The sequence below is a fragment of the Frankia sp. AiPs1 genome (assembly GCF_023716945.1).
GTDB lineage: Bacteria > Actinomycetota > Actinomycetes > Frankiales > Frankiaceae > Frankia.
Genome location: NZ_JAMQQF010000151.1, coordinates 1 through 12,220, shown reverse-complemented (window position 1 = coordinate 12,220; position 12,220 = coordinate 1). Strand labels below are relative to the sequence as shown.

The window sequence follows — 12,220 nt, the reverse complement described above, 5'->3', positions numbered from 1 at the left end:
CTCGATGGTCGCGGTGGGCTCGATGGTCGCGGCGGGCTCGGCGGTCGCGGTGCCCGCCTGCGGGACGCCGCGGTGTCCGAGCCGCCGTCGTCCGGCCCGATCGCCCAGGTGCCGCCGGCCGAGCTGGAGATCCGTGACGCACGGGTGGCGTTCGGCGGCCTGGTCGCCGTCGACGGGGTGACGCTGCGGGCCGCCACGGGGCACGTCACCGGACTCATCGGCCCGAACGGCGCCGGCAAGACGACGACGTTCAACGTGTGCTCGGGGCTGCTGCGGCCCCAGCGTGGCCAGGTCCTCCTCGACGGCCGGTCGATCATCCGGCGCTCGGCGTCGACCCGCGCCCGGCTGGGCCTGGGGCGCACCTTCCAGCAGATGGAGCTTTTCGACAACCTCACGGTGTGGGACAACGTCGTCCTCGGGGCGGAGGGGCGGCGGGCCGGACCCAACGCGTTGCGCCATCTCGCCAGCACCCCGCAGACCTCGCGTGACATCCACGCCGCGGCGGACTCCGCGGTGCGCACCTGCGGCCTGGGTGACCTGACCGGGCAGGTGGCCGGTTCCCTGTCGACCGGGCAACGCCGGCTGGTCGAGCTCGCGCGCTGCCTGGCCGGTCAGCCCCGGCTCCTCCTTCTCGACGAACCCTCCTCCGGCCTCGACCGCGCGGAAACCCGGCACTTCGGGCAGATCCTGCGACGCGTGGTCGACGAGCACGGAGTCGGCATCCTTCTCGTGGAGCACGACATGAGCCTGGTCACCGCGATCTGCGACCACGTGTACGTCCTGGACTTCGGCCGCCCGGTGTTCGACGGGACCCCGGCGGAGGTCATGGCGTCGCCGGTGGTACGCGTCGCCTACCTCGGCGAGACCGACCCGCTGGCGTCCGACCCGCCGCCGTCCGACCCGCCGGAGTCCGCCGCCGACGCGGTCCGCCCGCACTCGGCCAGCCTGACCACGGGCGGCGAGTGATGGCCGACACCGTCCTCGAACTGCGTGGCGTGGAAGCCGGCTACGGCCGGACGACCGTGCTGCGCGGGGTCGATCTGACCGTGCGGCCCGGCTCCGTCGTGGCACTGCTCGGAGCCAACGGAGCGGGCAAGACGACGCTGCTGCGCACGGCAACCGGCCTGCTGCCGGCCGCCCGCGGGCGCGTCCTCGTCGGCGGCCGGGACCGCACCGGCGCGCCCGCGCACCGGCGGGCCCGCGACGGGCTGTGCCACATCCCCGAGGGACGGGGCATCTTCCGCAGCCTGACCGTTCGGGACAACCTGCGGATGCAGGTGCCGCCGTGGGCGACGGACTCCTCCATCGAGGTCGCCCTGGCGGCGTTCCCGGTGCTGCGGGAGCGGTTGGGCCAGAGCGCCGGCACCCTCTCCGGCGGCCAGCAGCAGATGCTCGCCCTGGCCCGGGCCCATCTCGCCCGGCCTCGGATCGTGCTGCTCGACGAGGTGTCGATGGGCCTGGCGCCCGCCGTCGTCGACCAGATCTTCCACTCGCTGCGGGCCCTGGCCGCGTCGGGCGTCGCGCTGCTGCTCGTCGAGCAGTACGTGCAGCGCGCGCTCGACATCGCCGACCGGGTGGTGCTGCTCGACCGCGGCCAGGTGACGTTCGACGGCCCGGCCGGCGATCTCGACCAGAATTCGCTGCTGCGCGGCTATCTCGGGACCTGACACACCTCAACCAGGAGAGGAACTACGGCCACCAGTCTTTGTGGCCAGCGGCCGGCGGCTATCAACCTTTGCGGCCGTCAGGCGGCGGGCAGGGCTCGGCCGCACCGGTTCTGGTCGACGATGGTGAATGCGGTGCCGGTGTCGTTGGCCTGGACGAAGGACCAGCAGGTGGTGGGTTTGCCCAGGCCATTGCTGATGTCGATCGGCGGCTCGATCAGTCCGCCGGCGTCATAGCTGGTCACCGAGCGCAGGGCGGCGGTGAAGCCTTTCCTGGTCGGGCAGGGGCCGGCCATCTGCAGCCCCTTGAGGAACAGGTCGGTGTTGATGTAGGCGATCATGGCAATTTCCTGGGTGGGATTCTGGACCTGCGGCGCGTAGCTGCTCATCGCGGCGGTGTAGCGGGCTATCGCGAGGCCACCGGCCTCGAACGGCCGGTAGAACACCGGGACGACGACCCCGGCCATCGCGGGACCGGCCTGGCGTAGGAGCTCGTTGTCGTAGCCACTGACCGAAAGGATCACCTTCATGTGCTTGCCGGCGGCGCGCAGGGCGGTGAGCACCGGTGGAAGGGCGACACCGGCGTCGACGACGGCGAGCATGGTGTCGGCGCCGGAGTCGATGATTTTCTGGGCGGCCGCGGCCGGGCTGTCCGCGCCCGGGGTGTAGGGGACCTGGGCCACGGTGGGGATGCCGACGGACTGCAGGCTCTCCACCAGCTTGTCACCGGCGTTCCCGACCTCGCTGGACAGCGCGGTGCGCAGCAGCGCCGCCCTGGTCCCGCCGCGGGACTGCACGAACTGGCCGTAGGTGTCGACGGAACCGCCGGTGGTGTAGGAGAAGGAGAACATGTTGCGGTACTTCGGCCAGGCGTCGCCGATGGCCAGGCCGCTCACCGGAACATCCCGGTCGGCGAGGTACTGGGCACTTGCGCCCGCGGTCACGGAGTACTCCATGAGGCCGAAGTCCTGCTTGCCCTCGATCAGGTTCCGGGCACCCAGCGTGTTCGCCTCGGGGGTGCCCGGGTCGTCCTGCCAGTCGTAGACGATCTTGCGTCCGTTGATGCCGCCGCCGGCGTTGGCCTGGCCGATCCGGGCGTCGACGCCGGCCCGCGCGACGGCCAGGGTGGCGGAGCTCGCTCCGGTGTCGGAGTACAGCAGGCCGAGCCGGATCTCCTGCGGGCTCACCCCCGCGGTGGGACAGGGGGCGGCCGTGACGGCCGGCGACCGGCCCGACGAGCAGGCGCTGACCCCGGCGGTCAGCACCAGGACGATCGCGGCGATACCTCGCGTTACGTCACGACGCATGTTGGTTGCTCCGAAATATGGGCAGCAGCGAAGGCGCCGCGTGGCCGCGGATCCCCACTCGCCAGGGGCGGGTGTGGGCATGCCGGACATGCAGCGATAGGGAATCTGCGGGGTATGGGGGGAAGTGTCCTACTGACGACAGGACTCTACCGAAAAGGGGTGAGACCGCGGACACGCTCCCGTCGGCGGGCGTGGATTGCGCAGACGGCCGCCCCGGACACGCATAGCACCACATCGGCACATCGGGGGTGGGGCGCTGCGGCGCGCGACCGATCGTCGCGTACCGTTTTCACCTCCAGCGTGATCGCCGACCCGGGGATGGCCCCTTAGGAGCTCATGTCTCTTCCGACGTTCACCCGACCGCCGAACTGGCGCTTCCGCGTCCACCCCCGCGTCCACCCGTGGGCGAGCCGGGCTCCGCGCCCGTGACCGACCTGGCCGCCGTTCAGTTGCCCCGGCCCCGAAGCATCGCGAAACACGCGGTGCCGCATCTGGTCGAGGCGACGGTCATTCCTGCGGCGCTTTTCCTGATCTTTCTGCATCTCGGTGGTCTCACTCTTGCCGCGTTGACCGCCGTGGCCTGGGGCTATGTCGCCCTCGGCCGGCGCGTTGTGCGGCGCCAACGCATCCCCGCCCTGCTGATCCTCTCCTCGGTCGGGCTCACCGTCCGCACAGTTATTGTGATCATCAATGGCAACGCGTTCATCTACTTCCTGCAACCGGTGATCGTCGCCGGGGTGATCGGCATGATCTTCCTGTTGTCGGCGTTGACCCCCCGGCCACTGGTCCACCGGCTGGCCGGCGATTTCTGCCCGCTGCCCGCGGGTGTCACCGAGCGGATCGGCGTGCGTCGACTGTTTCTCGGTCTGACCCTCCTGTGGGCTGCGGTGAATCTTGGCAACGCCGCTTTCACCTTCTGGCTGCTGGTGTCGCAGTCCACCGCCGTGTTCGTGGCGATCCGAGGGGTTACCGGCACGGCCGTGACCGCGACCGCCGTGGCGATCACCGTCGCCTGGTCGTGGCGCGTCGCCCGGCTGGAGGGGCTGCGCGCCCCCCGCTCCCGCCTGGCCTGAGCCCGTCCGGCCGCCGCCCCCGACCGGTGCCTGTGCGTCCCGCGCAGGCGAGGGACGGGGTGGCGGCCGGGGCGCCGAGGAGAAATCCCTGCCCGTAGGGAATGTGCACGTCGAGAGCGGTGTCCAGTTCGCCGGGGGTTTCGATGCCCTCCGCGATGACGAGGCCCCCGAACTCCCTGCTGATCATGACGAGGGCCGCGGCGGTCGTCCGGCGGGCCGGGTCGGTGTCCATCCCGTGGGTGACCACATAGTCGAGCTTCACGATGTCCGGGTGCAGCTCGATGAGCTGCTCCAGCCCCGCGTAGCCGGTCCCGGTGTCATCGGCGGCGATTCGCACGCCGCGGGAACGCAGATCCCGCACGCCGCGCAGGACCTCGGCGTCGTCGCAGAAGTACTCGTGTTCGGTGATCTCCACGATCAGCCGTCGACAGGTCTCGTCATCGTGCAGGACGTCGAGAAGTCCGGAGATGATGGTGGCCGGCGAGGCGTTGACCGTGAGGCAGACGGCGGTGGGTAGCTGGGGCAGCGCGCGCAGCGCCCGGCGGATCGCGGCCAGTTCCAGTTCGGCGCTCAGGCCGATGGTCGTGGCGTCGAAGTACCAGCCCCGCGGGCCGCGGGGCGGCTCACGAGCCTCGTGTGGGAGCCGTGGCTCGTCGAGCAGCCGTGGCTCGCCGGGCAGGCGCGACTCGCCGGGGAATCGGGACAGCGCCTCCACCGCGGCGATCCGACCCGTCGCCAGGTCCACGATGGGCTGGTAGACGATCTCCGGGCCGCCGGCGTCGATGAGTTCGCTGATGCTGCACCAGACCCGGCTGCGCGCCTCCCAGATGCGGTGCAGGTCGAGGACGGCGTCGCTGAGGTATTCGGCGGCCAGACCCAGGAAGCGACTGTCCCGCTCCCGCAGATGCGGCCGCGGATCCCGGCTGATGCAGCCGAGCACCCCGAACACCTCGCCCTTCTTGTCGGTCACCACCGCCGACGCGTAACACCCGATGCCCATCCTCCGCACAATCGGCAGATCGATCAGGAGGGGATCACACCGGGTGTCCGGAATCACCTTGGGCAGCGTGCCGGCCAGCAGGCTCCGGTAGGAGGCGGGATCGGGTCGGACCCTGGCCCCCGCCGCCAGCCCGAACCGACCGCCCGCCCCGTTGAGCACCTGGATGACGAGATCCTCGCCGTCCGCCCGTGCCAGGTAGGCGAGATCCATCCCCAGGTGACGGCGCAGTATGCCGAGCAGTTCCATGACCGTCGTGTCCGGTTCGATCCCGCCCCGGGAGGGTTCGGACGCCGACTCCGCCCGTGCCATCGCCCCTCACCCCCAGCCGTCCCCGCGATTGGGGCCTGCCCCCGCCGTGCCCCCTGTAACCGGTCGTACGCCAACATGTGCGTTCCGCTTGCGGTCTGGCCGGGTCCAGCGGCTGGCGGCGGCCTGATCGCTCCGGCCAGCGCCGCGGACCGCCCCGACCGCGGCCGCCGATGCCCTGGACGGACCGGCTGGAGATCAGCGTCCCGGGGAAGCCGGCCGGCTCCGCGAGCACGAAGGCGGCGGACGAAGACGCCCTTCCCGCGCACCGATCGCACTGATCGCACCGATCGCAGGCGGGCGGAACGAACCCGTTGTCGCCGCGAAAGTGCAGCCGATATCCCGACCATACCCAGGGAATTCCATTCGCCGCCCCCGCATGATTGACCGGCGGTCGCCATCGCACCCGTCGGGGTGTCTCGGCGCGGCGGGCCGGCGGCCCGGACGCCGGCGTCGATGCCGAGGCCGCCGGCTTCCTGGGGGATTATCGGGATATGCGGATTCTGGTGGTCGAGGATGACGTGCGATTGGCGGAGGTGCTGTATTCGGGCCTGCGCGCCGAAGGTTTCGACGTCGACGTCGTCCACGACGGTCTCGAGGGATACTGGCAGGCCTGCGAGGGCGCCCATGACGTCATCGTGCTCGATATCCTGCTCCCGTCGATGACCGGCTACGCGGTCGCCACCCGGCTGCGCGCGGACAAGGTCTGGACGCCGTTGCTGATGCTGACCGCGAAGGACGGCGAATACGACGAGGCGGACGGTCTGGACGCCGGCGCGGACGACTACCTGCGCAAACCGTTCTCCTTTGTGGTGCTGACGGCGCGGCTGCGAGCATTGGCGCGCCGCGGCGCCAGCCCCCGCCCGCGGCTGCTGAGCCATGGTGGCCTGGTGCTCGACCCGGGATCGGGCGACTGCTCCGTCGGCGCTGCGCCGGTGTCGCTGCAGCCGCGCGAGCGGGCGCTGCTCGAGGTCCTGTTGCGCAACCCCGGCCGTGTGCTGTCGAAGGACCGGCTGCTGGCCGCGGTGTGGGGTCTGGACGGTGGCGGGGAGGGCAACCTCGTCGAGGTCTACGTGTCGAGCCTGCGGCGCAAGATCGGCAGCGACCGGATCGCCACCGTGCGGGGCCTCGGGTATCGCCTGCTGGATCCCGATGCCTAGGTTCCTGCGCTCCCTGCGCGTGCGCCTGACCCTGACGGTCACGCTCGCGGTCGGCCTGACGTTGGCGGCTGCCTCCGTCCTGTTCGTCGTCGCCATGTCCCGGACGCTGTTCGGCCGAGCCGAGGCCGCCGCGAGCGCCGAGGTGGACCGGGTGGCGCAGGCCCTGGTTCGCGGCGAGCCGATCACCGACCGCCCTGGCGTCCCCGCCGGCTACATCACGGCGATCCAGGTCCGGGACGACGCGGGCCGGGTGGTCGCGGTCCTGCCCGCGGCGTCGCCGGGTGCGACCTCGGCGCGCCCCGTCCCCTCGTCGCGCCCGTCGCCCCAGCCGGGTGTCGTGCCGCAGCAGGCACCGCCCCGGGACCTGCGGGTCGCCTCGCGGACGGTGATGACGCCGCAGGGCCGGCGGACGGTGATCGCCGTGTCCCGGCTGGGCCAGATCTCGCAGAGCATCAACCTGGTGGAACGGTCACTGGTGGTGGCCGCACCCCTGCTCACGCTGGTCGTGGGGCTGCTGACCTGGTTCGCGGTGGACCGGTCGCTGCGGCCGATCGAGGCGCTCAGGGTGCGCACGGAGGCGATCAGCCATTCCACGTTGGCCGAACGCCTACCGGAGCCGAAGACGGGTGACGAGGTGGAGCGCCTCGCGCGAACCCTCAACGAGATGCTCGACCGCCTGGACGCGGGCGCCCGGGTGCAACGCGAGTTCCTCTCCGACGCCTCCCACGAGCTGCGCACCCCACTTGCCGCGATGCGCGCGGAGCTGGAGGTCTCGCTGACGCACCGCGGCGCGGCGGACTGGCGTGCCGTCGCCGGCCGCCTGCACACCGACACCCGCCGCCTGGAACGCCTGACCGGCGACCTGCTCGTCCTCGCCCGATCCGAGGACCTGACGGTGACCCGGCCCGTCGAGACGCTGCGGTTCGACGAGGTCGTGGCGGGCGAGCTGCCGACCGTCAGCCACGTCGACCTGACCGTGTCCCTCGAACCCGTCCAGGTCCTCGGGGTCGCCGCGGAGCTCGCCCGCCTGGCCCGCAACCTGCTCGACAACGCCGACCGCCACGCCGTCGCGACCGTGGCCGTGCGGCTCGGCACGCAGGGCAACCGGGCGGTCCTCACCGTCGACGACGACGGCCCCGGCGTCCCGCCCGAGCAGCGGGAGCGGGTGTTCGACCGCTTCTTCCGGCTGGACGCCGGCCGGGACCGGTCGAGTGGCGGGGTCGGCCTGGGCCTGGCGATGACCCGGAGCATCGCCCGCCGCCACGGGGGCGACGTCGTCGTGCGGACGGCACCCCTTGGCGGTGCTCGCTTCGAGGTTCGGCTGCCGCTGCCGGGGGCGATCACTGCCTGACCGCCCGGCCGCCGGCGTGTGCGAGCCGCTGGCCTGGGCACTCAGCTCCCTCTCAGGTGAGCTCAGCTGCGTTGCAGGTTCATGGGTCACGGTTGCCGCCAGACAGTGACTGGCACCGGATTCTCGGAGGCGATCGCCGATGACACGACTCCTGAACGGACGTCTGCTTCTCCTGCTGCTCCTCCCGCTGCTGGCGCTGGTCGCCTGCTCGGGCAGCGGCGACGACGCCGGCGGGAATCCGGTGGCGGCGGCCTCGGCGGCGCCGGGTTCGGCGGCGAGCCCGACCGGCGATCCCATGCTGTCCTACGCCCAGTGCATGCGGGACAACGGAGTCCAGGTACCGGATCCGCAGCCGAGCAATCCCGCATCGCTGTACCAGGGCGTCGACACCTCGTCGGTCGCGTTCCAGACGGCCGACAAGGCGTGCGCCGGGATCCTGGCGGGCGTGGTGCAGGAACGTGGGAAGCAGGATCCCGATCAGCTCGCGGCGAAGAACGACGAACTGCTCGCGCTGGCCGGCTGCCTGCGCAGCAACGGGATCACCGTGCCCGACCCCGTGCCCGGGCAGGCCGGTGGTCCGTTCGGCAAGAACCTCGACCGCAACGACCCCGCCGTGAGCAAGGCCCTGCAGGCCTGCCAGCCGGGGACCACGGGAAAGGAATGAGGAGCCTGGCAATGACGAAGCGGACGCTGGTCCTCGGTGTGCTCGTCGTGCTCCTGGGCCTGGCCGTCGGCGGGGCGTTCCTGGCGCAGCGCCTGAGCTCGGACTCCGGCGCTGGCGAGCAGGCCGGGGTGGCGACCGCCGAGGTCAGGGTGCGGGACCTGACTCTCACGCAGACGCTCAGCGGGGTGATCGCCTACCGTGACCTGCGCGACCTGTTCCCGGCCCGGTCGGGAACCATCACCTGGTTGCCGCCGGTGGGGGCGGACCTGCCCTCCGGGCAGGTGCTGCTGCGGGTGGACGATCGGCCCGTCGTGCTGCTCGACGGGGCAGTGCCGGTGTGGCGGGACCTGCAGCCCGGCATGAGCGACGGCGCCGACGTGCTGGAGCTGGAAACCGCGCTGCTCGCGCTCGGTCACGGCACGAAGTCCGCGTCCTTCCCGGACGCGCACTGGGATGCGCAGACCACCGACGGGCTGACGGCTTTGCAGGCCGCGACGGGCGCGGTCGTGGACGGCACGGCCGCCCTCGGCGACCTGATCTTCACCCCGGGCCGCATCCACGTGGCCAAGCTCGGCGGCCAGGTCGGGGCGTTCGCCAAGCCGGACACCTCGATCCTGACGGTCGCCAGCACGGACAAGATCGTGACGCTCGATCTGAACCCCCTGGACCGCAACCTCATCTCCCAGGGCGCCACCGTGAAGGTGGACCTGCCGACGGGCCAGACGGCGGCGGGCACGATCGAGTCGGTCGGCACCACGCTGGAGATGAACGCGGACAACAAGCAGGTGTTCAAGGTCAAGGTGGCGCTGACGGACCCGAAGATCGCGGCCAGCCTCGATCTCGCCCCGGTGACGGTGCACTACACGACCGTGACGGCGAAGAAGGTGCTCGCGGTCCCGGTCTCGGCGGTGGTCGCGGTGCCCGGCGGTGGCTATGCCGTGGACGTCGTGGGCGAGAAGAACAAGCACCAGCGCGTACCGGTGATCCTGGGTGCGTGGGGCGACGGGTTCGTCCAGGTGAGCGGCAAGCTGGCCGCCGGCACCGCGATCGAGGTGCCCCAGTGACTCGGCCCGTGCTGGAACTGGTGGACGTCGTCCGGCAGTACCCCGGGTCGCCGCCGGTGCGGGCGCTCGACCGGGTGAACCTCACGGTGCTGACCGGTGAGTGGGTGGCGGTCATCGGACCCTCGGGTTCGGGCAAGTCGACGCTGCTCAACCTGATGGGTGCCCTCGATCAGCCGACCTCGGGCACCGTGCGCATCGACGGCTACGACGTGGCGGGTCTGGACGACGAGCGCCTGTCGGCGCTGCGGGGGCACTCGCTGGGTTTCGTGTTCCAGTCCTTCCACCTGCTGGCCAGCCTGACGGCGTGGGAGAACGTCGCCACCGCGCTGGTCTACCGGGGTGTCCCGGCCGCCGAGCGGCGGGATCGCGCGGCGGCGGCGATGACCCGGGTCGGCCTGGGTCACCGGATCGGGCACCGGCCCGCGCAGTTGTCCGGGGGCGAGTGTCAGCGGGTCGCGATCGCCCGGGCGCTGGTGGGTGAGCCGGCCCTGGTGCTGGCCGACGAGCCGACCGGAAACCTCGACACGCGGACCGGGGAGGAGATCATGGGTCTGTTCCGCGAGCTGAACGGGGACGGGACCACCCTGGTCCTCATCACGCACGATCCGGCGATCGCGGCCTCGGCGCCGCGGCGGGTCCGGATCCGCGACGGGAGGATCGTGGCTTCGGAGCTGGACGGGGTGACGGGATGACGGTCTCACCGGTCGCGTCCGGCGTGGACGAACAGCAGCAGCCCCGGCGCCTGCAGCGCTCGGTGCTGACCTTCCGGGATGCGCTCGGCCTGGGGGTGGTGGGTCTGCGTGGGCGTCGCGGTCGGGCCCTGCTGACCTCGGTGGGGATCGCGATCGGCATCGCGGCCATCGTCGCCGTCATCGGGATCTCGGCCTCGTCGAAGGCGAACGTGCTGGCCGTTCTCGACCAGCTCGGCACGAACTACCTGACCGTCACGCCGGGCCAGTCGCTCGCCGGGGACGACACCCCCCAGCTCCCACCGGACTCCGTGGGGCGGCTGTCGCTGCTCGACCATGTGCAGTCCGTCGCCGCGACCGCCCACCTCGACGTCATCGTGCGCCGCAGCGACCAGATGCCGCCGACGAACACCCGGGGAACGGTGGTGCTGGCCGCGGAGCCCGACCTGCTGACCACCCTCAACGGCCACCTCCGCAGCGGCCACTGGCTGGCAGCGGGGCCGCGCTCCTATCCCACGGTGGTGATCGGTGCGACGGCGGCCCGGCGTCAGGGCGTGGACCTCGCCGCGGGGGATCAGTTGCTGTGGATCGGCGATCAGTGGTTCGCCGTCGTCGGGGTGCTCGACGCGATGCCCCTGGCCCCGGAGCTCGACAACGCGGCGCTGATCAGTACCGAGGTCGCCACCCAGAAGTTCGGCTACCAGGGTTCGCCGACCACGGTGTACCTGCGGGCCAGTCCCGCGGACATGGACGGCGTCCGGGATGTGGCCGCCGCCACGGCCGATCCGACCTCCCCCCAGGAGGTCGACGTCACGCGGCCGTCCGACGCCCTCGAGGCGCGCGCCGCGACGGACACCGCCTTCACCACGCTGCTGCTCGGGCTCGGTGGCGTCGCCCTGCTCGTCGGCGGGGTCGGCATCGCGAACGTCATGGTCATCTCGGTCCTCGAGCGACGCAACGAGATCGGGGTGCGGCGGGCTCTCGGCGCCACCCGGCGGCACATCCGGACGCAGTTCCTGGTGGAGGCGCTGGTACAGGCCGCGCTGGGCGGCGTCGCGGGCGTCGCCCTCGGGACGGCGATCACCGTGGGCTACGGGCTGAGCATGGACTGGCCGATCGAGGTTCCGTTCGCGGGCCTGGCCGGCGGGGTGCTGGCGGCGCTCGTCGTCGGGGGACTCGCCGGCCTCTACCCGGCCAGTCGCGCCGCCCGGCTCGAGCCCGCGCAGGCGGTACGCCCCATCTGACGGCGACGCTGTCAGGCGATCGTTGGATCCCGTCCCTCCGCGGCCCGGGCGCGACGGCGCCGCGCGGCGTGCACGACCAGTCGGCGTGCACGACCAGTCGGCGTGCACGACCAGTCGGCGTGCACGACTATGCGGCGTACACGACGATGTTGTCGAGATAGTGCCCCCTGGCATGGTCGAAGGCGCCGCCGCAGGTGATCAGGCGCAGGGCGGGCGACCCAGGGCTGCCGCCGTAGACCTCGGCGGCCGGGATCGCGGACTTGGGATAGCGCACCAACCGCTGCACGACGAACGTCACGGTCGAGCCGTCCGCGCGGTCGATGAGCACCCGGGCCCCGGGCTGCAGCGCGCCGAGGCGGAAGAAGACGGCGGGACCGATCGTGGAGTCGACGTGGCCGGCGACGACGGCGACTCCGTTCTCGCCGGGCTCGGGGCCGGCGACGTTCCATCCCGCCGCCGCGAAGTCGGTCGGCGCCTGGAGAGTCCCGGCGGCGTCCAGGCCGAGCGGAGCGACGGTGGCGTCGACACCGATCGCGGGGATCCGGATCCGCACGGGCGCCGCCGCCTGCCCCTCGGCCCGGCGGCCCGGATCGGCGCCCGCCGCAGCACTCGGACGCCCCTGCGGCCTCCCACCGCCGCCCGGGACGCCTGCCCCGGTCGACCCGGCGGCTGCCCCGGTCGTCCCGGCGGTGCCGGTC

General features: G+C 72.1%; 12 protein-coding genes. 9 read left to right on the top strand and 3 right to left on the bottom strand.

Annotation, left to right across the window (positions count from 1 at the left end):
- Both ND748_RS15340 and ND748_RS15335 read left to right on the top strand, forming a co-directional pair.
- Positions 1-966, top strand: a 966-nt coding sequence (locus tag ND748_RS15340) for an ABC transporter ATP-binding protein (RefSeq protein WP_251746487.1), incomplete at its 5' end; no start/stop codon positions are given.
- Positions 966-1,667: an ABC transporter ATP-binding protein gene (locus tag ND748_RS15335; protein ID WP_251746486.1), complete on the top strand. Its 702-nt coding sequence runs from the start codon at positions 966-968 to the stop codon at positions 1,665-1,667. The genes ND748_RS15340 and ND748_RS15335, both read left to right, overlap by 1 nt.
- Before the next feature lie 77 nt (positions 1,668-1,744).
- On the opposite strand, the gene ND748_RS15330 is transcribed toward ND748_RS15335, so the two are convergent.
- A complete protein-coding gene (locus tag ND748_RS15330; RefSeq protein ID WP_251746485.1) occupies positions 1,745-2,971 on the bottom strand; it encodes an ABC transporter substrate-binding protein in 1,227 nt (408 codons plus the stop codon).
- A 248-nt stretch (positions 2,972-3,219) separates the two neighbouring features.
- Here ND748_RS15330 and ND748_RS15325 point away from each other — a divergent pair, with 248 nt between their 5' ends.
- Positions 3,220-4,044: a DUF3159 domain-containing protein gene (locus tag ND748_RS15325; RefSeq protein ID WP_251746484.1), complete on the top strand. Its 825-nt coding sequence runs from the start codon at positions 3,220-3,222 to the stop codon at positions 4,042-4,044.
- Here ND748_RS15325 and ND748_RS15320 read toward each other — a convergent pair.
- On the bottom strand, positions 3,974-5,353 hold the full coding sequence (locus ND748_RS15320; protein ID WP_251746483.1) for an EAL domain-containing protein: 1,380 nt from the start codon (positions 5,351-5,353) through the stop codon (positions 3,974-3,976). The two genes, ND748_RS15325 and ND748_RS15320, sit on opposite strands and share 71 nt — an antisense overlap.
- A gap of 491 nt (positions 5,354-5,844) precedes the next feature.
- Between ND748_RS15320 and ND748_RS15315 the strand changes: the two genes are divergently transcribed.
- The 6 genes from ND748_RS15315 to ND748_RS15290 all read left to right on the top strand — a co-directional run bounded on the left by ND748_RS15315 (position 5,845) and on the right by ND748_RS15290 (position 11,522).
- A complete protein-coding gene (locus ND748_RS15315; RefSeq protein ID WP_251746482.1) occupies positions 5,845-6,510 on the top strand; it encodes a response regulator transcription factor in 666 nt (221 codons plus the stop codon).
- Positions 6,503-7,861, top strand: a complete 1,359-nt coding sequence (locus ND748_RS15310; RefSeq protein ID WP_251746481.1) for a cell wall metabolism sensor histidine kinase WalK — start codon at positions 6,503-6,505, stop codon at positions 7,859-7,861. The genes ND748_RS15315 and ND748_RS15310 overlap by 8 nt, the downstream gene beginning before the upstream one ends.
- A gap of 139 nt (positions 7,862-8,000) precedes the next feature.
- Positions 8,001-8,525, top strand: coding sequence for a hypothetical protein (locus tag ND748_RS15305; RefSeq protein ID WP_251746480.1), 525 nt, complete (start codon positions 8,001-8,003; stop codon positions 8,523-8,525).
- Positions 8,526-8,536: 11 nt separating this feature from the next.
- Positions 8,537-9,589: an HlyD family efflux transporter periplasmic adaptor subunit gene (locus ND748_RS15300; RefSeq protein WP_251746479.1), complete on the top strand. Its 1,053-nt coding sequence runs from the start codon at positions 8,537-8,539 to the stop codon at positions 9,587-9,589.
- Entirely contained in the window at positions 9,586-10,281 is a 696-nt protein-coding gene (locus ND748_RS15295) for an ABC transporter ATP-binding protein (protein ID WP_251746478.1), read from the top strand. Before ND748_RS15300 ends, ND748_RS15295 begins: the two co-directional genes overlap by 4 nt.
- A complete protein-coding gene (locus ND748_RS15290) occupies positions 10,278-11,522 on the top strand; it encodes an ABC transporter permease (RefSeq protein ID WP_251746477.1) in 1,245 nt (414 codons plus the stop codon). Before ND748_RS15295 ends, ND748_RS15290 begins: the two co-directional genes overlap by 4 nt.
- Positions 11,523-11,649: 127 nt before the next feature.
- Here ND748_RS15290 and ND748_RS15285 read toward each other — a convergent pair.
- Positions 11,650-12,220: class F sortase (locus ND748_RS15285; RefSeq protein ID WP_251746476.1), on the bottom strand; the 571-nt coding region annotated here is incomplete at its 5' end.